The sequence below is a fragment of the Paenibacillus tepidiphilus genome, assembly GCF_008635795.1.
Taxonomy (GTDB): Bacteria; Bacillota; Bacilli; order Paenibacillales; family Paenibacillaceae; genus Paenibacillus_AQ; species Paenibacillus_AQ tepidiphilus.
This window is the reverse complement of record NZ_VWRQ01000012.1, coordinates 47,396-71,079: the sequence shown is the minus strand read 5'-3', so window position 1 is coordinate 71,079 and position 23,684 is coordinate 47,396. Positions and strand designations below refer to the sequence as shown.

Below are 23,684 nucleotides of genomic sequence, written 5' to 3'. Positions count from 1 at the left end.
CCTTCGGCGATTGTTGATGTATGAAGCAGCCTTTAAATCGTCTACTAATTGCTGTTAACCGGACTAGGCTTGCTTGCCTGCTGCTTGCTGCCGGAATTCCACCCGCCGGGCGGCGCGCTCCTCTTCTTTCAGACGCGGGCAGGTATAACAGTAGCTTCCGCCTTCTGTACGGTAATATTGGCAGCAGCGGTTGCGCATGTTGATCAGCTTGTCCGGCGTTTCCAGCGCTTCGATCTTTCGGACGGTCACCTGGAACGGATTGCGGCGCAAGCCGAATACAGAACCGTCCAGCTCTTTCAGAGCACGGTAATCCTCCGCTATTCTGCCGGCAGGCAGGGTATTTTCGTTACCGTTCAGGTCGGTTCCGCTGGAAGAGAGTAATTCCACATAATAGTTGAATTTAGTCGGCTGCTGACCCCAGATTTCACTCAAAGACAACCCGGTAACCGTGGACAGTGTCAACAGTAATGGAGCGGCGGTATCATGGTAGAAGGCCTCGAACACCTTGCTGCGCCAGTTCTCCCTGTCTGCTGCTGCTTCAGGAGCGGAAGCCATAACCCATGGCTCAAGGGAGAACGCCACCCGGCAAAATCCGTTGGCCGGAATAAGATGCACGGATAAGTCCTCCAGCTTAATCACCGGAACGGCGGAATAGACGGATATTGAATATTGAACGGCAAGCGCCACACTGGCGAACCAGCCGCCGAAGTATGCCGCAGCCGCTTTATCGTCCAGCGCTTTCATCATTGGGCCGTAACAGGCGATGAAAGACTTCATCCCCTCCGGCTCCAGCAGTCCTGCCAGCGGAAATGAGTGCAGCGCATCCTGCGGCGGTGCTGGATGAAGATCAAACTTGCCCGCGATATCCTTGATTACAGCTTCCCACATTGCTGTCTCCTCCTCTGTTCTCCAAGCATAATCCATGATGAGCTGTTACAGTCCGGCAGCCTTAAATGCCGCAAGCTCATAAGGCAGGCACAGCGGCACGCCTGTGCGTGGGTCGGGAACAATATCGGCTTCAATACCGAACACCTTGCGGAGGACAGCGGGAGTCATGACTTGAGCCGGAGCTCCTTCACTGATGACAGTACCCGATTTAATGGCTACCATATGCTGGGCATAGCGGGAAGCATGGTTAAGGTCATGGACCACCATCACGATTGTCCGCCCCTCCTCTTCGTTCAGCTTCTGCAGCAGCTGCAGCACCTCCAACTGATGAGCCATATCAAGGAAGGTAGTCGGCTCATCCAGGAACAGGATGTCCGTCTGCTGGGCAAGGGCCATGGCGATCCAGGCACGCTGGCGCTGCCCTCCGGAGAGACGATCAATCGGCCGGTCGTGGAATTCCTCCATTCCGGTTACGGAAATCGCATTCTCGATAATCTTGCGGTCTTCAGGGGTCATGGTACCGAAGCCCTTCTGGTGCGGATAGCGGCCGTAGCCCACAAGCTCCGAGACGGTCAGCCCGTCCGGAGCAGTCGGGTTCTGCGGCAGGATGGCAAGCTGGCGCGCCACTTCTTTGGTCGACAGAGTGTGGATCGATTTGCCATCCAGCATGACGCTGCCGCTCTTCGGCTTCATGATGCGTGCCATCGTCTTGAGGATAGTCGATTTACCGGAACCGTTCGCTCCCACCAGCGCAGTGATTTTCCCTGTCGGAAGAGACAGGTTCAGCCCCTGGACAATCGTTGCCTCCGCATAACCAATACTGAGCTGTTCAGTGTTCAATCTTTCCGACATGCCCTTCACTCCTTAATAAATGTATGTAATGGATTAAGCCATTTAAAGTAGATTCTCTGTATTACGCTGATCTCGTCAATGATATTGATTATCAATTACTTTATATTGAGAATCGTTTTCGGTCAACTTTTATTATCATTTTTTGTTACTTATTGAGATAAAAATTTTACTTTTTAATGTCTTTTGCAGACACTCGTTGCTGATTGCACAATAAATAGCCCGCCGACCAGATAAGGTTGACGGGCTGAACAGTGCTTATTTATTCACATCATCTCTAACAACTTTTCCTCGGTGCGCAGATTATAATAAAACATTTTAGGCTCCTGCCCAATCAGTTGCCCTGCCTTAATCATAAGTATAGGCATCCGACTATTCTTAATGGGGGAATTCAAATGTGTGCACATTATTATGGACACCGAAATACGTTCAGTCATTACCGTTCAATACAGCCATTTCAGCTTACAGGAGAGCTTCAAACTTATAACGGTTGGTTAGTTCAGGCACCTGGTAGAGCAGAAATCTACCTTATTGATAATGGTAAAAAAAGATGGATTACTGATTACACTCTTTTCAAAAAACTTTTTACCGGAGAGCCTCGAGAAACTTTTGGCTTAGATTCAATTCCAAATGGTTTGAATATCCAACCAGGAACTGGGCTTTTCAGAACAGAGTTTACTGGAGGTAAAGTTTTCTGGCTTGATGTAGACGACTCTAGGAAAGTTGTTAAGCGCCACATAACCTCTCCTAGTGCAATGGATAAGTACCATTTTAATTGGAATTCAATCATTCCAGTGTACGGTTACTTCGCTAACGGAATACCCGATGGTATTCCAGTAGCCTAGGAAATTCAGATGACTACTTTAAAGATGCCTCTTTTAAGCTGATTATTAAGCGCTCACGACCATCTTTGTTATTCGCCGCTCGTTACCGTCCAGTTTCGTCATATGAATTACTCCTAATAATACAGCCAGTAGTCGATATTGCCGCTATCTCTGACGCCCTGTAAGCCATGCTGCTGCGGTGTATCAAATGGGGCGTCTCTTTCCCAGCCCTCCAATATGTAGGCCGTCTCGACCGGCCGAGACGCATCCCAATCAATGTAATGGTCCGCAACCAGCACCTTCATCGCCTTGATTATCTGTGCCGGCCGGCGTCCGCTCAGTCGCCGCAGCTCCGGCAGTTTCGGCATCCGTTTGAAGTGGCTGTGAAACTGGACGATGATCCTCAGCAGCTTTCGTGAGGTGTCATCAAGCATAACGTTTCGGCTGCACCATCGGCTGCCAGGCAAGAACATCGGAGTTGAGAAATACCCGCGGTGAAACGGTCGATTGGCATGTTGCTCTGATCCGGCCGGCGCCAATGATCTTGATTATACGCTGAGTAAACTTGGTCGCTTTTTCTTGATACACGATCTCGAGGGTCTGACCTGTTGTCATTTTCATCCGAATCGCCTCCGAAACATGGGGACATTTGTTTGAATTATAACCAAACGTATGTTCGTTATTCAATATTGAGTTTATTCCTCCACTGGCATGTTTATGTATGCCTGGCAAAAGGTTATCTATTAGACGCGCAAGCAGGAATTCGGGTGGCTGGCGGCGTACCCGGTCCGTCTGGCAGGCTGCAGCCAGCTGAAGTCATCGAGATAGGCGCTACGAGCATAGGCTTCATAGCTCACTCAACAAGTTCTATCAGTAATTTGAATTGTTCCTGTTCCAAATTGAATTTACACCACATTAAGGTAAATGACGTTACGTGAACCAGAAAAAACAACCACTATTTTATTGAGCAACAAGAAATATTACAACATACCTACTAGGAAAAAAAAGAACCCGCCAGGCGAAGCCCGGCGGGTTCTTTAAGTTCTATTTTAAACTTTCATCTAAAAGTTAACGCCATCTGCCTATCTGTTAGCATAATAGTACGTGCATATCCTTTACCATCAAATATAACTGAGATTAAATAAATCCTTGTGTCATCCTCAAACTTTTTAGCCCACTCTGTTTCTTTTAAGAACTGCCCTCTGTCTGAATCGTAAGCATAATCCAGGTTATTCCCATGATCATATAGATAATTATCCCCATAAATCTTCTTAACTTCATCCTTAATCATTCCAATACTTAAACCATCGACCGTCTCATAAGTATCTTCCGATTCTTCGGTCAAATAAATGCCTGCTACTTTATCCTCTCGGTACATAACACTTACGCCTGAGCTATACGAGATTGAATACCCGCTCTCAGTCCCCTCCTCTTCACCTAGAACATTTTCCGCATCAACACGACTCATTCCATATCTAACAACCGCTTTATCATCACTCACCTTTTTTATAGCTAAATCTTTCGTGGTAAACCCGCCCTCTGAAGATCCGCAAGCAGTAAGTAGTATAACTAGAAACAGTAAAGTTAAAGTACACTTACGCATATCCATCCCTCCAGTTTATTTCCCTAAAGTTTACCATGATTTTTATGAAAATAAAAAAGCCCGCCGGCCATTTAAGGTTGACGGGCTTTACAAGGGTTTTATTATCGTTGTTACTTATGAAGATGATAAGGCACGGTAGCCACGACTATATCCTTTTGATTCATCAGATAAGAGCGGATGAACAGGCTGGTCTGATTATGCAGCACGGCCTGCCACCAATGCTTCGTAATAAACTGCGGAATCAGGATGGTAATGTGATCCGTCGAAGCGGTCTTCCATTCTACGGTGTCGATGAATTTGACCAGCGGCCGCAGCACGCTGCGGTATCTGGAGCGCAGCACGATCAATCTGACACCGGGGTTCCATTCTTCCCACTTCTGCTCCATCTTGTGGATCTCGTCCTCGTCGAAGCCGACATACACTGCGACCACATTATCGGTAAGCGATTTGGCATAGCTGATCGAATGCAGCACGGCTCTCGTTACGCCTGACACCGGCACTACAACGGTACTGCCTTTAATGCAAGGCTTATCGGTAGCCGGACAAATCCGCAGCTGATCCGCAGTGTTCAGATAGTGCTTGTGAATCCGGTGGAACATGAACATGACGACAGGCAGGAAGATGAATGCCATCCATACACTGGTGAATTTGGTGATAATGAAGATCATCGTAATGGTCAGCGTCGTCAGCATCCCGATGGTATTCACTGTGAACTTGCCCTGCCAGCCCTTCGGCTTCTCCTTAAACCAGTGAATCATCATCCCCAGCTGCGACAACGTGAACGGAATAAATACGCCGACGGCATAGAGCGGGATCAGGCCCTCTGTATTCCCGTGAAAAGCGGCAACGAGCACAGCCGACAACACGCCGAGAAAGATAATTCCGTTCGAGAAGCCCAGCCGGTCACCGCGCACCATGAACGCATGCGGCAGATATTTGTCTTTGGCGAACATAAAGGCCAGCAGCGGGAAGGCTGAATATGCGGTATTCGCAGCCAGGAACAGGATAACAGCCGTGACTCCCTGAATGAAGAAGTAGATCCAGCCGCGGCCGAACGTGGCTTCGGCAATTTGCGAGATGACAGTTGCCTTCTCGTTGGGAGTTACACCGTACCAGTAAGCCAGCAGCGTAATCCCCGTGAACATCAGGCCCAGAATAACGCCCATCATGAGCAGCGTCTTGGCGGCATTTCTCTCGGCCGGCGCCTTGAAGTTCGGAATGGCATTCGATACCGCTTCAACCCCGGTAAGGGCCGAGCAGCCCGAGCTGAAGGCCTTCAAGAGCAGAAACAGGCTGACATTGGAGACGGCGCTGCCGAACTCAGGCACATCGGCATGCGCTCCGCCGGTTGCGTACTTGATTATACCGGAGACAATGAGCACAAATATGGAAAATACAAATAAGTATACTGGAATCGCGATAAAGGATGCCGACTCGGTTACCCCGCGCAGGTTGATGATCGTCAGGAAGACAATGACTGCCACGGCGATCAGCACGGTGTGATCATGCAGACTTGGAAAAGCCGACGTAATCGCATCCGTACCGGCAGATGCACTTACCGCGACGGTCAGAATGTAATCGACCAGCAGCGAGCCGCCGGCGAGCAGACCTGTAGGCACACCCAGATTGGTTTTAGCAACAATATAAGCGCCTCCGCCCTGCGGATAGGCAAAGATGGTCTGGCGGTAGGAAAGGATCAGTATAGCCAGCAAGAATAATACGGCCAATGCAATGGGCAGTGAGTACCAAATGGCTGTAAAGCCTGCAGCCATCAGCACAATCAGAATTTGTTCCGTTCCGTAGGCTACTGACGAGAGTGCGTCGGAAGAAAGAACAGCCAGTGCTTTCACCTTGGATAACTTTTCGTGATCGAGTTCATTCGACTTCATCGGACGCCCGATCAGCAGTCGTTTTACCTTGCTTACCATTGTTGATAACAGTTCCTTTCTGGGTGAGTTGAACGGTCATACCTTGCGCTGTTTTCATAGCAGGTTTCATAAATGCAGGCAACAAAATAAGCATACGGATATGAACCGCATGCTTAAGAGCATCGTCACTATCCCACTGTTGCTTACGAGGTTAGCTGGCGGATTCGGGCTGTGGTAGCCCTACGGTCGCGGGAGGTCTTGATAGTAAGACCCGCTCCGATTCACCCCTTTGGCGTCATTCGCCAAGTTTGGTTCCCCCGTTTTTCCTGCGGAAAATTCAGCGCGTATTCAACTTCTCACAAGGTCTAATATTAGTCTACAAACCCCTTCCAGTAAAGCGCTGAAAGTCATGAAAAGAAATGAAAAAACATCCAAAACACTCAATTCCATCACAGGGGGCAGCAAGCTCTTTCATTCTCGCGTATTATCCCATTTTCCCGTGTTTTTTGAGTGTTTTGGATGTGAATTGTGACAATAATTAATGGATTTCAAACCATGCTGCCGGCTGCATTATTGCTCCGGATCCGCATCATTCTCTTTACGTCCGGTCCAGAGCAAAATCGCAATCAGTGCAAAGGCTATGAGAGCCAGCAGCGGAATGGTGATGAAGCCGAAAAAGTTCAGGTAATCCGTATTGCAGGGGACTCCGACCGTACAAGAAGCCACACGGCTCAGCGCCGGGATCTTCTGCTCGGCATAATGAAAGATCGAAATACTTCCCCCGATCAGACTGAGCGGCAGCACATAAGGGATAATGCGTTTATCGCCCCGGTAGGTCGCTATGCCGAGCAGGAATAGCTGGGGGTACATAAAGATCCGCTGAAACCAGCAAAGCTTGCACGGCTCATATTTCAGAACCTCGCTGAGATAAAGGCTCCCCGCCACCGCAACTATAGATACAAACCAGGCCAGATACAGGCAGTTCCGTCTGCAGAATGCGGCAAATGAGCTCACTCGGCGCTCACCGCTTCGGTGGCAGCTGTGATCTGGGCATCAATAGCCTGGATGTTGAACGGCTCTGCCAGCTTCACCCCGTTAACAAACAGCGAGGGTGTCGAGGTGACTCCGGAATCTTCTGCCAATGCCATGTCTCTGTTGAGTTCGTCCAGATACGTCTGGTCTTCGATATCTTTGCGCAGAAGCTCATAATCAATGTCCAGCTTCTCCTGCTGGGCCAGGCTGATCAGGAATTCTGGTGTAGCCCAGCTCTCATTCTCATCTCCCTGGTTCGCATACAAGGCGTCATAGTACGTCCAGAAGGCATCGCTGTTCTGATGGTATACCGACAATGCGGCAAGTGAAGCCGTCTTCGAATCCGTACCGACAAAGGCCATATTGGCAAAATAAAGGGCGGCTTTGTTCTGATCAATGTATTCCTGTACAATCTGCGGCTTGATGACTCCGGCAAAATCGGCGCAGGCCGGGCATTTGAAATCGCCGAATTCAACAAGCTTGACCGGTGCGTCCTCACTTCCGAGTCTTGGCATCTCACTGTAGTTGAATTCGACCGGCTCGTTTGTGGCTGCCGACGGTTTATCCTGGGCGGCAAGCATACCCAGGCCCACGAAAATGATAACGACCAGTGCGATCGTACCGATGATCAGAAATCTCGTTTTCTGCTTCTGTTTCTCCAGCTCGGCTTTGCGGTTCTCTTGTTTGCTCATTTGGGAAAGCGCAGGGCCTTTTCGTTTGTTTGTGCTCAAGTGAGAGTTCCTTTCTGTCCGGTTGGACCGCTAAATTAAAATCACTTCCTTTCGAAATTATATAATTAAACTTCGCATTTTGGCAAACCTCTCTCACACCGCCTCCGTCGCAAGCCGGCTTCCGCTTCCCGCTGCAGCGGGTTCAGAGTGTGCTTCTGCCGGACAAACCTGCAGCTTCACGGTAAAAGTAAAAATCATCCCGCCTTCCTCCGCCGGCTCCGCTGTGATTCCGCCGTTCATCAGCTCCACCAGCTTGCGGCAGATCGCCAGGCCCAGACCGGTGCCGTTGTACTTCCGGTTATGAGCCGCATCCAGCTGGGAGAACGGCTGGAACAGCAGCGGCAGCTTGTCCGGCGCAATGCCGATGCCCGTATCCGTAATCTGGAACTGCAGGTCCGCCTTTCCGGAGTCGCCGGTTAGATGCCGTACGGACACCCCGATATGACCGGATTCCGTGAATTTGACGGCATTACCGATCAAATTGACCAGAATCTGCCGGATGCGGGCTACATCGCCCATAAGATGCTCAGGGAGCTGACCTTCCGTATGCAGCGTAAAGCCGAGCGATTTATCTTTGGCAATAGCTTCAAACAGATTCATACTCTCCTGCAGCAGCTGTGACAGGCAAAAGGGCTCCTCGTGCAGCCGCAAGCCGTTCGCCTCCAGGCGGGAGATGTCCAGAATATCGTCCATGACATGCAGCAGGGCATGACTGCTGCTGTTCTGCAGCTGCAGCAGCTCCTGATGCTCCGGATCGCGGATCTCTTCAGCGAGGAGCTGATTGATTCCGATGATACCGTTGAGCGGTGTACGTATTTCATGGCTCATTGTGGCCATGAATTCACTCTTGATCCGGGCGGCGCTTTCAGCGGCTTCCTTGGCGACGATAAGCTCCTGCTGATACTTAGCGAGTTCGCTGATGTTCTCGGCGACGATATACACGAGACGCTGGTCGCTGTTGATCAGGGGGAAGACCGTTGCGCTGCAAATCATGGTTTCACCGGCCTTAGTCAGCACGGAAAGCTCAAGCTTTGCGGATTGCCCCTTCGCCGCCCGCTGAATTGCTGCTTTCAGTGCCAATTGATCATGCGGCCGAACGAGAATTTTGCTGAAATCACCTAATTCATCCCTGTTGTAACCGGTCAGCTTTTGTAAAGAAGGATTTACACTGACCACCTTACGGCGAAACGGATCAAAGCAGACGACCATGTCCGGATTATGTTCGAACAAAGCCATATACCGCTGCTCGCTGAGCACCGCTGAGCGGATTACACGCTGCCGGTCCCGGTAGAGCAGAATGAGCACAATGGCTGCAATGAAGATAAATGTGCCGCCCAGAATCATGCCGAAGAGCCATTCATTCAGCAGCGGACCGTTTATGAGGTAGCTTGGCGTATCTGTAGGTACGAAGGTTGCCCCGGCCATAACCGTATAATGGGTGCCGATGAGAGCCCCGGTCAGAATCAGCACAAGGCATGTTTTTTTGACGGAAAAAATATTATACGGATTAGCTGTCCATTTCGGCTGATAGGAAGCGGCAGTGATGGGAACAATCAGCGAGAAAAGTACGGAGACAAGCACCGAATCAGCGGTCTGGCCATACTCCGCCGGCAGCCGCATCGCCATGACTCCGCTGTAATGCATAATCAGAATGCCTCCGCTCAGCAGCACGCCGCCAAACCCCAGATAAGCAGAGCTGCGCGTGCGCGGATTATTAAGTAAACTGAACAGCACGTAAGCTGCCGCAGTAGGAATGAATAAGGAGAAGAGCAGGACAGGAAGGTCATAGGAGAGCGTATAATCCATTTTCATGGACCGCATCCCGATAAAATGCATGCCCCACATCCCGATGCCCATTATGCAGGCCATCATGATTACAAATGCCCGTCTTTTCGTTGTGCGCACCAGGCGGTCAGCCAAATCCACGACAATAAAGCAGGAAAGAAAGGCGATAACCACAGAAAACAGGACCAGCAGAAGATTGTGCTCCACCAGGTGAATCGACAATAGGTCCCTCCCCTTTCGCACGTTAACACCTTGCAGGATAGAATGCTTACATTACCTTTACCCGCGTCAAATCGACACGAATCCGGAAAATGTTAGAAAATTCCCAGTGAAATTGTCATTTCGAATTTTGCGGCGATCTCCACAGAAATGACAAAAAAGCATGGCACCTGTAAAGGTACCATGCCCGATAACCAGCGGTTAAGCTCCGGCTTCTTCAGTCATAAATTGAATCTTCAGCAGTTTGATCCGCGAAATACGCTTGTTCTCTGTCTCTTCCACCACGAACAAATGACCATCGAACTCCGTGGTCTGGCCTTTCTGTGGCGGGCCGCCTTCCAGCTTGGAATACAGCCATCCCCCGATGGTGTCATAATCATCCGTCTCCATATGCAGGCCCAGCACTTCATTGATCTCCTCAATCAGCATCAGCCCGTCGATGGAATACTCATCCTCGCTTAGCTTCTCAACGCCGGCGCGCTCCTCATCAAATTCATCCTGAATCTCGCCGACAATCTCTTCCATAATATCCTCCAGTGTGACAAGTCCGGAGGTGCCGCCGTATTCATCAATCAGGATGGCAATCTGCGTCTTGGCTCTTTGCATAACCTTCAGCAGTGCGCTGATCTGAATGGACTCCGGCACTGTGAGGATCGGGCGGATTAAATCGCCGAATCTTGGAGAGTTGTCACGGATGAGATCCTTGATATGGATGAAACCGAGAATATGATCCTTGTCTCCATCACACACCGGATAACGGGTCCGCATCCCTTCAAAGGCAATGTCCAGATTCTCTTCAGCACTCAAGTGATTGTTCAGACAGATCATTTCCGTGCGCGGAATCATAATCTCCCGGGCCATGGTATCGGCAAATTCAAATATATTGTCCACCAACGCCATTTCCGTATTGTCGATCAAGCCGCTCTTGTTGCTCTCCTGCATAATAATGCGGATTTCTTCCTCCGTGTGCGCCGTCGCCAGCTCGGAAGCCGGAGCCAGACGGAACATGCGCAGCAGACCCCCGGCGAGACCATTGACGATCCAGATGAAAGGATACATCAGCCGGTAGAACAGATTAATGGCTCCCGAAGTTAAAAGAAGTACAGACTCTGCTTTGTTGACCGCCATGGTCTTCGGGGCAAGCTCGCCGAGCACGATATGCATCACTGTAATGAGCACAAAGGCCAGAATTAAGGCAAGGACATTAACCGTTGTCTCGCCAAAACCGAGACTCTCCAGTCCCGGACCCGCCAGGTCGGCAATAGCCGGAGCCCCGAGCCAGCCGAGCGCCAGCGAAGCCAGCGTAATACCAAGCTGACACGCCGACAGATACCCATCCAGATTAGTGACAATTGCACGGGCGGACTGGGCGCGTTTGCTGCCCTCTTCAATCAGAGCATCGATACGGACACTCCGCACCTTAACCATTGCGTATTCCACCGAGACAAAAAATCCGTTTAAGAGCACCAGCAACAAAATAAGACCAACATGTAATATACCGGGTAAAGGGTCGCTCAAATTAACTTCCTATCCACCGCCGTTCACGAGCGGGGCGGATAGGCCCACCTCCTTCGTTTGTTCAAAATTGTGGCGTTTGCGGCACCGACAGTTCCTTTCAGGTTCAATTTCCCAATTGACTCAGCTCCTGACTGCATTCACGATAATAAAAATATAGATTTATTATATTAGTGTATTAGGGCAATTCGCAAGCATGCCTGTCCCCGCTTAAATTGCAGTATATGCTTCTCAGCGGCAAAAAGAAGCGGCGAACCGCCCCCAGGCTCAGTCCGCCGCATGTTTCCTGTCATCTATGGATGCACTTCTGCTTGGTGCTTACCAGCAATTGCGTGTTGTCGGCGGATTGCCGATGACGCCCGGATATTGGTAGACCAGCTCTTCATTAAAGGTTGCATAATCAAAGTTCACCATCAGCAGTACGATGCGTTGCCCGGTGGCTTGGTCGCTGATGATAATATGGTCGCGGCCGGCAGCCTCAAGAACACCGGTAAATACCTTTGCATTCCATTGGCTGTTATTCTCGTAAGTAAAGTAGAACGTTCCGACCTTACCCAGATTAAGACGGAAGATATTCTCGATGTAAGACTGCTCGAATACCGGGGCCGTAGTCGGTACAACAGCGCCTGTGGGAGTCATCGGGCTGCCGCTGGTGACCTGCGGCGGCATCATGCCCATTGTACCGCCCATTTGGGGCATAGCTGCCGGACCGCTGGAAGTAGTGCTGCCGATCATATACGTTACCGGGCGATAGGGTTGCTGAGAAATCATGTGTTAAACCTCCTGTAAGTTGGATTGCACGAGCGAGAGCTGCTGCGCGCGGATGATTACAAATGCATTGTGCCGCTTACCGTTAATAAACAGCCGGACAATCTTCACCGGACGGTGCGAAGAAGCAATGCGCCTTGAAACGGCCGACGTTCTGCTGGTTATACCAGGTCGCCGGGCAGGCGCCCACCGGACGGAAGAACCACAGCGCATTGGATGCGGGCCAGGTTCGTTCCCCTGCAATCGCCCGCTCGGCCAGACGGACATCTCTGTCCCTCGCCCTCTGGTAGAAGTATCCCTTCTGCGGCGCTTCGAATCCTCCCGGACTCTGGAAGACCATGTCGTCGATGCTGCGGATATTTCTGAAGTCCAGGCAATTGCCGAGAATCCGGTTGACCCCGACATTCCCGACCATCAGCATGCCCTGCTCTCCATCCTCTTCGGCTTCCGCCCGCATCAGCCGCGCGAGTACCCTCGTATCTTCCGAATTCGCTTTGATGACGGCCACGCCTTCTCCTCCTTGTATTCGCTTTGTAAGCATCCCTTTTCCTTACTGCTCGCTGTATTGTATGTGCATCCGCCCAGGGAGGTGACAGTCCCAGCCCAAGTTAATCCCGGAACCCGGAGAATCGGCTCAGGGCTCGTAGATCATCTTGCGCGTCATCCCGCCGTCGATTACAAGCTGTGACCCGGTAACAAAGTCATTTCCCGGTGCGGTCAAATAGAGGCAGGCCCGGGCAATATCCTCCGGCTTGCCGACCCGCCTTGAAGGATGCTGCTTATGGTCGATCTCCCGCAGCTGTCCGTAATCTCCGGTCTCGATCCAGCCCGGACTGATGCAGTTCACTGTAATTTTGTCCGGTCCAAGGGTAACGGCCATCGCATGGGTCAGAGCAGCGATTGCACCTTTGGAAGCGGCGTAGGCTTCGGTATCCGGTTCCGACATATATGCCCGGGTAGAGGAGATGTTAATAACCGCGCCGCCATGGGGATTGCCCCGCATCAGCTTGGCCGCTTCCCGGGTGGTGAGGAACATCCCGCGGGCATTGGTATTCATCACTTGGTCCCATGCATCGGCCGTCAGCTCGTAGAAGCCGGCAGTATGGGCATTCGCGACTCCGGCGTTGTTGATCAGAATATCGACGTGTCCGAAGCGTTCTGCCGCAAATTTCACCATCCGGATAATTTGCTCCTCATCGCTGACATCGCAGTGAACGAATTCTGCCGTTCCGCCGTCCCGGCTGATCTCCTCGGCCGCCTTGCGTCCGGCTTCCTCGTTGACCTCGGCAATCACCACTTTGGCTCCCTCGGCCGCATAAGCCGCCGCAACAGCCCGTCCGATGCCATGTCCGGCACCGGTCACAATAACTGTTTTGTCCGCATAAATCATATGGGTCACACTCCGCTCTTTATATTTTGGCACAATATAAATATCCCCCTGCTTCCGCTAACGGAAACAAGGGGAATTGTACAGGAACAAATGCGGAACTGTAAATGTGCAGGTGCTATTCGGCAGTGGAATAATAATGGGGCTGGCGCTGAAAGCCGTAGTACCGGGTGCCCTGATAGGTTAAGAGTCCCCGGTCGCCTTCCGCGCTCATTCCGTACTCGTCGCCTTCCACCTTAAATTCCCGGCGTATCCCTTCCTCAGTCTCGTAGGTCAAATAATACACCATTGTTGCCCGGCTGATCTGGTTATCATCCGGCGGCTTCTGGCGGACTTCACTCCGTTTGCTGACAATGCGTGCAGGTACAGACAACAGGGGCATATGGTTGTTACGGCTCCACTGAAGCAATCCCTTACCCGCAGACACAGCGACAATGCCAAATATGAGGGCGGCAAAAATCGGAATTACCGTTCCGGTAAGATCGAACATCCACGAAGAATCCGGTCCTATTCCCATGACATCTTCCCCCTTGCTTCCAGGTAGTCCCGCCGCATGGCACATGCTGCAGTTCCTCCGTACATGTATATGCCTGTGCCGGTCCATAAATCATCATAAAACACAAAAGACCGCCAACTCTCAAATATCGAGAGCACAGCGGTCTTCGGGAAAGCAGGTTATGAGTTCATTAAGCATGTACAAGGTCCAGCAGCTGCTTGGTTTCATTATCTTCAACTGGCATCATGCCATTGTCGGCCCAGCAGGCTCTGCATTGTTCTTCGGTCTCGCACAGGTGAGCATCGTCGCAGTTATAGCACAATTGCAGCAGGTTGCGTGTAGTATAATCATCTTCAAAAAGTTTCATAAGTAATCGCTCCATTCGGATGAAAGTTTGTGAAATTTTGAACTTGCTTTCTATGTGTTAAATATATCACAAGCTCTTTTAAATGTCATGTGATTTTTTTCACATTTTAAAGAAAAATTTAAAATATGTCGATTTTATTTATCGACTCTATTTCACCCTCTAATCGCAATAAATTCTGTAGTCTAAAAAAGAAAAGGCCAGCCGGCAATCACCGGCTAACCTAAGTATATCTCCCTTACAGTACCCTCCAGCTTACTCCTCCGTTGGTCGTCTGCAGCAGAATGGATCTGCGGTTCTCTTCTTTCTGGATCAGCAGCCAGCCGACATCTCCCGAGATGAACTGCAGCTTCACAATCTCCGGATACTCCAGCAGCTTCGACTGCAGTACACTGCTGGCCGGAAGTGCGGACCAGGTTGTTCCGCCGTTCACCGTTTTGTACAGCAGATCTCCGCTGAGTGTCCAGCCGGTCGTAGAATTCAGGAAGTCCGGAGCCAAATGCCGGTTAATACCGGTCTGCTCCCGGAAATTGAATACGGCAAATTTCCAGTTCATCCCGCCATTGGCCGTGAAATAACCGTTATATTCGATGCTGCCGGTCTTCTCTTTCTGACAGCCCACCGGCATCCAGCCCGAGGTGCTGCCATTTGCGAAGAACTGCGGTTCACCGGTGATGACCTTATCACAGGTCGAAAGCTGCGGATTCACCAGGAAATCCTGTCCTTGTGCCCAGGTCGCACCGCCGTCCTGGGTCATATAGATCTTGGGCAGTGCTCCTGTCTGTAACGTGACGAAGCCCCGCAGATTATCCCGAAAAATCATACCGGTCGTTACGCCGGCCATCGGGATTGTATTGTTCGGCAGACTGGGGTTATACTGCTCATTCTGCATAACCATATTCCAGGTGGCCCCGCCGTCGGCCGTTGCGTAGAGCGCCTTGCTTGATTTGGTTGCGTTCGCGTCCCAGGTGGTCATCAGCCAGCCGTACTGCGTGTTGTTGAAGAAGATGGAGGTGACGGTATTGCTGTCGGGAAACGAAGAGATTTTCCATTGCAGCCCCCCATCGGTCGTTCGCAGCACAACAGTCTCCGTTTGCCCGGAGGCGCTGCGGATAATCCAGCCGTTGTTCGGGTCGGTAAAAAAGATATCCTGGCCGTACACCGGATTGGAGAGAAACTGCACATTGGTTGACGGTGAGATATTGGACCATGTACTCCCGTTATCCCTTGTCATATACATGCGCAATTCGTTCTTGGTGACGCCCCAGGCCAGTCCCGCCGACTCGCTGAGCAGCCGGAAATCGGTCAGCCGGGTCTGAATCTGATACTTCGGAGCACTCTCGTTGTCGACATTCTTGGCATCGGGAGGAGTAATCAGTGTAATAGTCTGCCCTTCCTCCGGCGCTTCCGTCGGCTGCGGAGCGAAAGAAGGCTCCGGCGGCGATGATGAAGAGCAGGCTGCCGTCAGCATGAACGTCAATATGACCGCCAATACAGCTGCAGTTCTCCATCCGGTATGTTTGAAGGTCATCGCGTTCCCCTCCTTCGGGCAAATTGTCAAGCTGTGTAAGAAGGAAGCCTGTTGAGATTCTTACTTGTCGTTGTTCCGTCCGATCTGATGCAGCTTGCTGTGTCTATAACCATATAACGCATAGATCACCAGGCCAATGGCCAGCCAGATCAGGAAGCCGATCCAAGTCTCTCTTCCCAGATTATACATCAAATAGCCGCAGGCTGCCGCACTGAGCAGCGGAATGAACGGTACCCACGGCACACGGAAGCCTCTCTTCATGTCGGGATGGGTACGCCGGAGCGTAATCACGCCGAGCGAAACAATCAGGAAGGCGAACAGGGTGCCGATGCTGGTTAAATTGGCCAGCCGGTCGAGCGGAACAATTCCGGTCAGAACGGAGATTATTCCGCCCACCAACCAGGTACTCCGTACCGGAGTATGGGTCTTCTCATCGACCTTGGACCAGCTCTTCGGCAGCAGACCGTCACGCGAGATGGCATACAGCAGACGGGTCTGGCCGAAGAGAAGCACGAGCAGTACCGTCGTCATGCCGGCAATGGCGCCGACGGAGATCAGTCCGGCGATCATATTCTGATCGACGAAGCGCAGTGCGAACGATACCGGATCACTGACATTCAGGCTCGTATATGGAACAATCCCAGTCAGCACAAGCGATACGGAAATATAAAGAACAGTACAAATGGCCAGCGACGAAATAATGCCGATCGGAAGATCGCGCTGCGGCCGCTTGACCTCCTCGGCTGCCGTAGACAATGCATCAAATCCGATATAGGCAAAGAATACGGTCGCCGCACCGTTGACCACGCCGTTGAATCCGTACGGCATGAACGGAGTCCAGTTCTCCGGCTTTACATAGAATATCCCGGTGAAGATGAACAGCAGGATCACCGCCAGCTTGATGACAACCATAACGGCGTTGAACCGGGCCGTTTCCTTGACCCCGCGGGTCAGCAAAAAGGAAATCAGCAGAATAATAATAACCGCAGGCAAATTGATAAACGTACCTTCGTCCGGATTATACGCCCCGGAGAGCGCCGTCGGCAAATGCAGGCCAAAGCCCTCCAGCAGCCCCTGGAAATATCCGGACCAGCCGCTGCTGACTGCAGCGGCCGCGACCCCGTATTCCAGCACCAGGTCCCAGCCCAGAATCCAGGCCAGCAGCTCGCCGAACGCTACATAGCTGTAGGCATAAGCGCTCCCGGATACGGGCAGTGTAGAAGCGAACTCGGAATAGCACAGCGCAGAGAGTACGCAGGCAAATCCGGCCAGAACAAAGGAGATTACCAGGGCGGGACCGGCGTGCTCGGCCGCGGCGACGCCGGTCATCACAAAGATACCCGTACCGATGATCGCCCCGACGCCCAGCGTGGTCAGATCGAATGCACCGAGGGTTTTACTGAGCTTGCTTTCGCCGCCTTGCGGTAAGGCCAGCGGTTTTTTGCGGAATAAATCCATTCTTTCGTTCTCTCCTGTCAACTTATGAGTGAAATGGTACAACCTTCAGCTAGATAATTAGCTTACCCTTAATCAGGGTAATGGATAAAAACAGGCAGCTTGAAAACACTAACCTTTGCGATTATGATGGATAAGATTGGACACAAAAAATTCGAAACTTTCGGAGGAGATGAACTTATGGCCCCCAAGCCTAATCGTGTCGTCGTCATCGGCACCGGTGCTGTCGGCACCACAACCGCTTACACTTTGCTGCTGCGCAGACGCATGCCCGAGCTTGTCCTCATTGATGTCAACCATCAGAAAGCGCTCGGCGAAGCGCTGGACATGAACCACGGTATGCCGTTTGTCGGCGGTGTGAAGCTATGGGCAGGAACCTATGAAGATTGCCGGGATGCGGACATTATCATTGTGACCGCCGGCGCCTCCCAGAAACCGGGTGAGACCCGGATTGACCTTCTGCGCAAAAACATCTCGATTTTTCAGGATATCATCCAACGTATCGCTAAATACAACCAGCACGCGATTGTGCTCGTAGCCACTAATCCGGTGGACATTCTGTCCTATGCCACACTGAAGATCAGCGGCTTCGACCGCAGACGGGTTATCGGTTCCGGAACAGTACTGGATAGCGCGCGCTTCCGTTACCTGATCGGCAAGCACAAGGAAATTGACCCGCGCAGTATCCACGGGCAAATTATCGGTGAGCACGGCGATTCCGAGCTTCCTGTATGGAGTCTGGCCAACGTTGCGGGCATTGAACTCGACTTTGATGAGGCGGAGCGCAACGAAATCTTCGAAGATACCAAGAACGCCGCCTACGAAATTATCAATGCCAAAGGGTCTACTTCCTACGCCATTGCACTGGCGCTGGACCGGATCGTGGTCTCCATTCTGCACAATGAGGGTGCTGTGCTGAACGTATCCACCCTGCTCAACAACTATAATGGCATATCCGATGTGTACCTGGGTGTACCTTGCATCGTTGACCGTACCGGAGTGCGCGAGGTGCTTGATCTGCCGCTCAGCGACGAGGAACGCACCTTGTTCCAGCAGTCGGCCGAGAAGCTCAAAGCGGAGATTGCCAAGCTTGATCTGTAACCATGCTGCCTGCTGATTACCAGAGGGCTGTCATTCACTTATCCGGCCGGACAAGCGAATGGCAGCCCTCTTCCGCGTTCGCGCACAAAATAACCGCCCTCTCATGTTAGTGGGAAAATTGACCACCACGAAAAGGACGGCTTTTCTACCATTAATATAACATGAAAGAGTAGGTCTGCCAATGGAATTAATGTGCCTTAAGGCATAGCAAAAAGGCTGCAGGACCCTTCTCCCGCAGCCTCCAAAATCTAATATTATTGATGTGCCGGACGCTGATAATATTCGCGGAGGATGACTTCCGCTTCCTTGCCGTAAATGTCGAAGCCGACATTGCTGCCTGCCGCTTCCTTATCATATAAGACCGTACTCCAGTCCCACCAGAAGAAGCCCGCGAACCAGGGTTCCTTCCAGAAGCATTCAAGCGCTGACTTATAAAAGTTCGCCTGCTCGCTCTGGGAGACCGGCAAATGCTTATGACTAAAGTCCCAAGGCATCGTCGCGCAGCCCTCGGCGCTCCGGCAACCGATTTCGATAAATACGAGCTGCTTGCCGAATCGCTCGGACAGGGCTTTAAGCCGCGGTTTCTGGCGTTCCCAAGCCGCCAGCATATTCTCGTAGCTCTCTCCCGGAGCCGACGCCACCGGATAATAGGCGCTAGTTCCGATCAGATCCACCTCATCCAGCCAGGCAATCCCTTCTTCCTTGCCGTGGTTGGCATTGTATACAATCGGTCCGCTGTACAGACTGCGCGTCTCGCGGATCACTTCCCGCCACTCCGCTTCTCTGCTCTCCGTAGCTACCATCTCGCAGCCGATGCAGAACATTTCACATTCCAGTTCTTCCGCCAGCTCGGCATAATGCTTGAGGAAATTCGTATAGGAACGGAACCATTCTGCCCAATACGCATCCCCGTCCTCCGGAAAGCCGATCCGCGCCCGCCAGATGCCGTCACGTGAATTCACCACCGGCTTCAGGCAGACCTTAAGACCCAGTTCTTTAGCCAGCTTCACTGTATGCGCAATATCGCGGTCTGTCGGCGTATAGCCATAATCGAAATAAATATTAGTCGAGAATACGTTGTCCTGCCAGGTCCAGAAGGACAGAGCGATCCATTCGCTGCCGGTTTCGGCCAGCTTGCGCAGGGAATCCTCCGCTTCTCCGGTACGGTACACCCCTCTTGGCGTCTCCCACCCGTAAGTCATTCCTTTAAAAAACACTTCTTGCACTGACGTTTCCTCCCATCATCGTAAGAGCAACCATTTGTAGACGGTTACATCCATAAGAACATTAGCTGATTAATAATCCTCACTAATTGTTAGAATAAAACATTAGCTGAATAATAACAAGTTATTTTTTGTTATTGATTTATTTGCTGGTAGTAATAATGTAAGCGAATACAGATATAGGCAGTAAAATACCTTCCATCACTGTTTATGAGTGTAATGGAAGGTGTTATTAAATTGGCGGGCGATTGGTAATTAAATGAATCATGATATGAAAGGTATATTTAGCAGGTTTTGAAGTTAACATAATATTGTTTATGTCGCCTTCGAATTCCGTTATGATTCATCCGGTATACCCACCTCTAACGGCAGCTTGATTTGCAGCCGTGACATCGCCTCTTCCTTCTCCCGGTTCGTGATATGCGTGTACACGGTAGTCGTCTGGATGGAGGAATGGCCCAGCAGCTCCTGTACCGTGCGCAGATCCGCACCCTTGCGCAGCAGCATCGTGGCGAACGAGTGGCGCAGCTTGTGGCTGGAGTAAGAGCGGCGCTGCGGCGGAGGGACTTCGTCCTGGAACCGGGCAAATGCGGCGGCGGCGATGCCTTGTATACAGCGGATCGACAGCCTGCGGCCTTTCTGGGAGATGAACATCGCCTCTTCCTTCCCGCGCCAAGGCGCAAGCCGTTCAGCCAGCGCCTGCTCCAGGTAAGGAGTAAGCTCCGCCGGTACCGGTACGTTGCGCCATTTGCGCCCTTTTCCGAACACACGCAGGATTTGCCGTTCTGTATCATAGTCGCTGAGGTTCAAGGTATGAACTTCTCCGACACGCAGACCCATATAGGACATGAGCAGGAAAAGTGCCAGATTACGGGTGCGGTACTTTCCCTCCACTGCACCAAGGAAACGCTGCAGATCGCTCTCCTCCAGGAATACGGGTTCACGGTTCTTGTCGGTCTTCGATTTCTTGATGCCTGCCGCAGGGTTCGCGTTCAGAAGCTCCAGCTCTATCAGCGCCTTGAACAGACAATGAATGGAGGCATGCTTGCGGTTACGCGTCGCATCGCTCACCCCGCGTTCCCGCACCGATGTCAAATAGGAGACGACATGCAGCTTCTTAACGGCATCGAGCCGTTTGCCGTTAAGGCTGTGCAGGAACTCCCGCACATCGGCGAGATATGATTTCTGCGTATACGCTGTATAACCGGCGTCCTTCATCCAGATCAGAAACGCTTCGAGCTCCTCTTCATACTCAGTATCCACATCGTTCATGGTGTATCCTCCCTTCTGGGCACGTGTAATTACTTCGCAAATTCTGCCGTTTCCTCCCGCCAGCGGGCAGCATGCTTCCGGACCAGCTGCAGAAATTGCTCCAGTCCAGGCGATATCCATTTCTTATGATGGACCACCGACTGGGTAGCCACACGCTGCTGCTCATCATTCCAATTCAGGCGGATCAGCTTCCCTTCTTCCAGCTCCTTCTTGACAGTGATCAGCGGAAGCAGGGAAATGCCCAGCCCGGACATCACGCATTGCTTGATCGCCTCAATACTCCAAAACTCCAGCTTCGGATCGGGAAACACACCATGCTGATGAAGCTGCTGTTCAAAGAGGGTCCGGTAGGTACAACCGGCCTCGGTATGCAGAATCGTCTCGTTCAGCAGGTGCCTTGGTTCAATCTCCGGCAGCAGGCCGAAGGGATGGTCCAGCGGTGCCACCAGTGCCATAGCTTCCTGTACGAGCGTATCGGTGCGCAGATCCTTGTATTCAGTCTCCGGCTGCAGCAGGAAAGCCAGATCCAGCTCACCGGAACGGACCATATCGGCAAGCTCCCAGCAGACGCCCGGCTTCAGCGTAATCTGCACCGCCGGATAGCGGCCGCGGAATTCCTGAATAATTCCCGGCAGCCGGAATGCGGCAAGCGATTCCGGCGCACCGATCCTGAGGCTGCCGGCGAGCTCCGCATCCGGATGCAGCGCCTGCTGGGCCAGGGAGTGCATCCGCGCAATCTCCTGCGCATACGGCAGCAGACGGCGCCCGGCATCGGTAAGCAGAATCCGCTTGCCGATCCGGTCAAACAGCGGCTGGCCCAGTTCACTCTCCAGTGCCTGAATCTGTGCCGTTATACTCGATTGCGCATAATCCAGCCGCTGTGCGGCCCGCGTAAAGCTGCCGGCCTCTACCACTGTAAGGAAGGTAAACAAATGCCTGGATTCCAAAGGTAGTCCCCCGCTTTCTATCCATCGAATTTTTGAATGGATGGTATCCGATCTTTCTGTTTTTCCAATGGAACTATTATCTGATACTCTATAATTAATTTCAACACAGATCATTTCTATAGAAAGCAGGATTGCCGAATGAAAGAAGCTCCATCTGCCTTACAACAAAATATCGGCATGCCGCAGGCCATCGCGCTTTATATCGGTGCCGTTCTGGGCTCCGGGGTTCTCATCGTTCCCGGCCTCGCGGCCGAACTGGCCGGTCCGGCTTCACTGCTGGCCTGGGGCCTGATGACCCTGCTGATTCTGCCGCTGGCCTTATCCATGGGCCTGCTCTCGGCAAAGCATCCGAATGCGGGCGGTGTCTCGCATTTCGTAACCCTGGCCTTCGGTTCCCGTGCGGGAGCGCTGGTCGGCTGGTTCTTCCTGATGTCGGTGCCGATCGGGGGTCCGGTGGCCGCTTTGACCGGAGCCGGCTACCTGACGTCGGCCATGGGCTGGGGAGACTCCGCCAGAGTGGCGATTGCCGGAGGGATGCTTGCTGCCGGGCTTATCGTCAACTGGGTCGGGATGAAAGTGGCCGGCAAAGTCCAGATCGCCGTAGTCCTCGCAATCATCGCAGTCCTTGTCTTTGCCGTCTCGGCTGCGCTGCCGCAGGTCGACAAGGCCGCCTTTACCCCGTTCATGCCGCAGGGCTGGAGCAGTGTCGGGCAGGCAGCGGCCATCCTCTTCTGGTGCTTCATCGGCTGGGAAGCCGTATCGCATCTGTCAGAGGAATTCAAAGATCCGCAGCGTGCCGCCATTAAAGGCGTGAGCATCGCCGCGATCATTGTCGGTGTGCTGTATTTTCTGGCCGCTCTGGCGACCGTGGGCACACGGAGCTATCTCCAGGGCGAAGCCGATACCTCCCTGGTCCGGATGATCAGTGGTCCGCTCGGTACTTGGGGCGGATATATCGCCGGATTGACGGGAGTCTTCATCTGCACTGCGACCATCATCGCCTACACCGGCGCCGCTTCCCGGGTCGCCTATGCCCTGGCGCGTCAAGATTACGCCCCGAAGACCATGGCCCGGATCTCCGCAAGGTACCATACGCCAACCGGAGCCATCGGCTTTCTGTTCATCTGTTATGCAGCCATCCTGTTCTTGTTCGGCAGCGGCCTGGTAAGCATTACTACCTTAATCCAGTTTCCGAATGCCACCTTCATTCTGACCTACATTGGCGGCTGTGCCGCCGGAACCCGGCTGCTTCGGGGCAGCAGACTCGGCAGAACAGTCAGCTGGATCTCCCTGCTGGCCACGCTCGCCGTGCTCCCGTTTACCGGCTGGGCCATGCTGTACCCGCTGCTGATCATTGCTGTGTTCTTCATTCTCGTCCGCCCGCAGCGGAGAATCCGCCCGGATGCGTCTGCTGCAGCCGAACTGGAGGAACAGCCTGCCGTGCGCAAAACGCTCTAAAACCAAAACCGCCGATTGTACCGGGTGCAGCCCGGACAATCGGCGGTTTTCTTGTCTGCCATATCTTATGGTACTTCGATAGAGAACACAACGGATGTCTGGTTGAACACATAGAAGCCATATCAACACCAGTAATGCCGCAAGTGTATAAATGAATTGAGTATTAGTTTCATGTGACTCACCTCTGCATGTACAGAGTTTGTAGTAACTAGTAATAATCCCTTGTTATGTAACCATTTACTAATTCAGTTGCTTACAAACCCTCTATTGTACAGACAAAGATTACATATTATTTATTATGTTAACTATATATATTATACTAAAGATTAGTCTGGATAAGGCTGGTAATTACACTATGGAGTTATGGA

Annotated in this window: 23 protein-coding genes and 1 riboswitch; of the genes, 3 read left to right on the top strand and 20 right to left on the bottom strand. The window is 52.0% G+C overall.

Going from position 1 to position 23,684, the window contains the following annotated elements; translation table 11 throughout:
- Positions 1-63 precede the first annotated feature (63 nt).
- Together F1379_RS16320 and F1379_RS16315 are read right to left on the bottom strand one after the other, a co-directional pair.
- A complete protein-coding gene (locus F1379_RS16320) occupies positions 64-888 on the bottom strand; it encodes a (2Fe-2S)-binding protein (RefSeq protein WP_162551184.1) in 825 nt (274 codons plus the stop codon).
- A 45-nt stretch (positions 889-933) separates the two neighbouring features.
- Positions 934-1,740 carry an ABC transporter ATP-binding protein gene (locus F1379_RS16315; protein WP_150271652.1) on the bottom strand — a complete coding sequence of 269 codons (807 nt, stop codon included), beginning with the start codon at positions 1,738-1,740 and terminating at the stop codon, positions 934-936.
- A 392-nt stretch (positions 1,741-2,132) separates the two neighbouring features.
- Between F1379_RS16315 and F1379_RS16310 the strand changes: the two genes are divergently transcribed.
- Positions 2,133-2,582, top strand: coding sequence for a hypothetical protein (locus F1379_RS16310; RefSeq protein WP_150271650.1), 450 nt, complete (start codon positions 2,133-2,135; stop codon positions 2,580-2,582).
- 113 nt (positions 2,583-2,695) lie between these two features.
- On the opposite strand, the gene F1379_RS16305 is transcribed toward F1379_RS16310, so the two are convergent.
- The 15 genes from F1379_RS16305 to F1379_RS16240 all read right to left on the bottom strand — a co-directional run bounded on the left by F1379_RS16305 (position 2,696) and on the right by F1379_RS16240 (position 17,318).
- On the bottom strand, positions 2,696-2,995 hold the full coding sequence (locus tag F1379_RS16305; RefSeq protein ID WP_150271648.1) for a hypothetical protein: 300 nt from the start codon (positions 2,993-2,995) through the stop codon (positions 2,696-2,698).
- Entirely contained in the window at positions 2,988-3,182 is a 195-nt protein-coding gene (locus tag F1379_RS16300; RefSeq protein WP_150271646.1) for a hypothetical protein, read from the bottom strand. Before F1379_RS16300 ends, F1379_RS16305 begins: the two co-directional genes overlap by 8 nt.
- 436 nt (positions 3,183-3,618) lie before the next feature.
- Entirely contained in the window at positions 3,619-4,164 is a 546-nt protein-coding gene (locus tag F1379_RS16295; RefSeq protein ID WP_150271643.1) for a hypothetical protein, read from the bottom strand.
- Between the two features lie 110 nt (positions 4,165-4,274).
- Positions 4,275-6,092 (bottom strand): APC family permease, encoded by a 1,818-nt coding sequence (locus F1379_RS16290; protein ID WP_150271641.1) that lies wholly within the window; start codon positions 6,090-6,092, stop codon positions 4,275-4,277.
- Positions 6,093-6,217: 125 nt separating this feature from the next.
- Positions 6,218-6,385, bottom strand: a riboswitch (cyclic di-AMP (ydaO/yuaA leader).
- A gap of 217 nt (positions 6,386-6,602) precedes the next feature.
- The gene (locus F1379_RS16285; protein WP_150271639.1) at positions 6,603-7,046 is read right to left on the bottom strand and encodes a disulfide oxidoreductase; all 444 of its coding nucleotides are present in this window, start codon (positions 7,044-7,046) and stop codon (positions 6,603-6,605) included.
- Positions 7,043-7,795, bottom strand: a complete 753-nt coding sequence (locus F1379_RS16280; protein WP_239004701.1) for a thioredoxin domain-containing protein — start codon at positions 7,793-7,795, stop codon at positions 7,043-7,045. The genes F1379_RS16285 and F1379_RS16280 overlap by 4 nt, the downstream gene beginning before the upstream one ends.
- Positions 7,796-7,888: 93 nt before the next feature.
- Complete coding sequence (locus F1379_RS16275) at positions 7,889-9,802, bottom strand: ATP-binding protein (RefSeq protein WP_150271637.1); 1,914 nt, start codon at positions 9,800-9,802, stop codon at positions 7,889-7,891.
- Between the two features lie 198 nt (positions 9,803-10,000).
- Complete coding sequence (locus F1379_RS16270) at positions 10,001-11,317, bottom strand: hemolysin family protein (protein WP_150271635.1); 1,317 nt, start codon at positions 11,315-11,317, stop codon at positions 10,001-10,003.
- Between the two features lie 315 nt (positions 11,318-11,632).
- Entirely contained in the window at positions 11,633-12,085 is a 453-nt protein-coding gene (gene gerQ / locus F1379_RS16265; RefSeq protein WP_150271633.1) for a spore coat protein GerQ, read from the bottom strand.
- An 82-nt stretch (positions 12,086-12,167) separates the two neighbouring features.
- Complete coding sequence (locus tag F1379_RS16260) at positions 12,168-12,590, bottom strand: cell wall hydrolase (RefSeq protein WP_150271631.1); 423 nt, start codon at positions 12,588-12,590, stop codon at positions 12,168-12,170.
- 126 nt (positions 12,591-12,716) lie between these two features.
- Positions 12,717-13,472, bottom strand: coding sequence for an SDR family NAD(P)-dependent oxidoreductase (locus F1379_RS16255; RefSeq protein ID WP_150271900.1), 756 nt, complete (start codon positions 13,470-13,472; stop codon positions 12,717-12,719).
- Between the two features lie 115 nt (positions 13,473-13,587).
- Positions 13,588-13,986 carry a DUF2500 domain-containing protein gene (locus F1379_RS16250; RefSeq protein WP_420850510.1) on the bottom strand — a complete coding sequence of 133 codons (399 nt, stop codon included), beginning with the start codon at positions 13,984-13,986 and terminating at the stop codon, positions 13,588-13,590.
- A 169-nt stretch (positions 13,987-14,155) separates the two neighbouring features.
- Positions 14,156-14,332 (bottom strand): hypothetical protein, encoded by a 177-nt coding sequence (locus tag F1379_RS30025; protein WP_203457118.1) that lies wholly within the window; start codon positions 14,330-14,332, stop codon positions 14,156-14,158.
- A gap of 235 nt (positions 14,333-14,567) precedes the next feature.
- Complete coding sequence (locus F1379_RS16245; RefSeq protein WP_150271629.1) at positions 14,568-15,860, bottom strand: WD40/YVTN/BNR-like repeat-containing protein; 1,293 nt, start codon at positions 15,858-15,860, stop codon at positions 14,568-14,570.
- A gap of 60 nt (positions 15,861-15,920) precedes the next feature.
- Positions 15,921-17,318, bottom strand: coding sequence for a branched-chain amino acid transporter BcaP (locus F1379_RS16240; protein ID WP_150271627.1), 1,398 nt, complete (start codon positions 17,316-17,318; stop codon positions 15,921-15,923).
- A 177-nt stretch (positions 17,319-17,495) separates the two neighbouring features.
- On the opposite strand from F1379_RS16240, the gene F1379_RS16235 reads away from it, so the two are divergent.
- On the top strand, positions 17,496-18,416 hold the full coding sequence (locus F1379_RS16235; RefSeq protein WP_150271625.1) for an L-lactate dehydrogenase: 921 nt from the start codon (positions 17,496-17,498) through the stop codon (positions 18,414-18,416).
- 254 nt (positions 18,417-18,670) lie between these two features.
- Here the strand turns inward: F1379_RS16235 and F1379_RS16230 are convergent, their stop codons facing one another.
- The 3 genes from F1379_RS16230 to F1379_RS16220 all read right to left on the bottom strand — a co-directional run bounded on the left by F1379_RS16230 (position 18,671) and on the right by F1379_RS16220 (position 21,858).
- Entirely contained in the window at positions 18,671-19,642 is a 972-nt protein-coding gene (locus F1379_RS16230) for a glycoside hydrolase family 113 (protein ID WP_239004700.1), read from the bottom strand.
- A gap of 333 nt (positions 19,643-19,975) precedes the next feature.
- A complete protein-coding gene (locus F1379_RS16225; protein WP_150271623.1) occupies positions 19,976-20,911 on the bottom strand; it encodes a tyrosine-type recombinase/integrase in 936 nt (311 codons plus the stop codon).
- A gap of 29 nt (positions 20,912-20,940) precedes the next feature.
- Entirely contained in the window at positions 20,941-21,858 is a 918-nt protein-coding gene (locus F1379_RS16220) for a LysR family transcriptional regulator (RefSeq protein WP_150271621.1), read from the bottom strand.
- Positions 21,859-21,996: 138 nt separating this feature from the next.
- Here F1379_RS16220 and F1379_RS16215 point away from each other — a divergent pair, with 138 nt between their 5' ends.
- Positions 21,997-23,316, top strand: coding sequence for an amino acid permease (locus F1379_RS16215; RefSeq protein ID WP_150271619.1), 1,320 nt, complete (start codon positions 21,997-21,999; stop codon positions 23,314-23,316).
- Positions 23,317-23,684: the final 368 nt, after the last annotated feature.

Coding starts and splice junctions, on each gene's coding strand:
- F1379_RS16255 (WP_150271900.1), bottom strand. CDS start 13,472: ATGATTTATGCGGACAAAACAGTTATTGTGACCGGTGCCGGACATGGC.
- F1379_RS16320 (WP_162551184.1), bottom strand. CDS start 888: ATGTGGGAAGCTGTAATCAAGGATATCGCGGGCAAGTTTGATCTTCAT.
- F1379_RS16225 (WP_150271623.1), bottom strand. CDS start 20,911: ATGAACGATGTGGATACTGAGTATGAAGAGGAGCTCGAAGCGTTTCTG.
- F1379_RS16215 (WP_150271619.1), top strand. CDS start 21,997: ATGAAAGAAGCTCCATCTGCCTTACAACAAAATATCGGCATGCCGCAG.
- F1379_RS16300 (WP_150271646.1), bottom strand. CDS start 3,182: ATGAAAATGACAACAGGTCAGACCCTCGAGATCGTGTATCAAGAAAAA.
- F1379_RS16295 (WP_150271643.1), bottom strand. CDS start 4,164: ATGCGTAAGTGTACTTTAACTTTACTGTTTCTAGTTATACTACTTACT.
- F1379_RS16245 (WP_150271629.1), bottom strand. CDS start 15,860: ATGACCTTCAAACATACCGGATGGAGAACTGCAGCTGTATTGGCGGTC.
- F1379_RS16315 (WP_150271652.1), bottom strand. CDS start 1,740: ATGTCGGAAAGATTGAACACTGAACAGCTCAGTATTGGTTATGCGGAG.
- F1379_RS16235 (WP_150271625.1), top strand. CDS start 17,496: ATGGCCCCCAAGCCTAATCGTGTCGTCGTCATCGGCACCGGTGCTGTC.
- F1379_RS16250 (WP_420850510.1), bottom strand. CDS start 13,986: ATGGGAATAGGACCGGATTCTTCGTGGATGTTCGATCTTACCGGAACG.
- F1379_RS16290 (WP_150271641.1), bottom strand. CDS start 6,092: ATGGTAAGCAAGGTAAAACGACTGCTGATCGGGCGTCCGATGAAGTCG.
- F1379_RS16240 (WP_150271627.1), bottom strand. CDS start 17,318: ATGGATTTATTCCGCAAAAAACCGCTGGCCTTACCGCAAGGCGGCGAA.
- F1379_RS30025 (WP_203457118.1), bottom strand. CDS start 14,332: ATGAAACTTTTTGAAGATGATTATACTACACGCAACCTGCTGCAATTG.
- gerQ (WP_150271633.1), bottom strand. CDS start 12,085: ATGATTTCTCAGCAACCCTATCGCCCGGTAACGTATATGATCGGCAGC.
- F1379_RS16305 (WP_150271648.1), bottom strand. CDS start 2,995: ATGCTTGATGACACCTCACGAAAGCTGCTGAGGATCATCGTCCAGTTT.
- F1379_RS16310 (WP_150271650.1), top strand. CDS start 2,133: ATGTGTGCACATTATTATGGACACCGAAATACGTTCAGTCATTACCGT.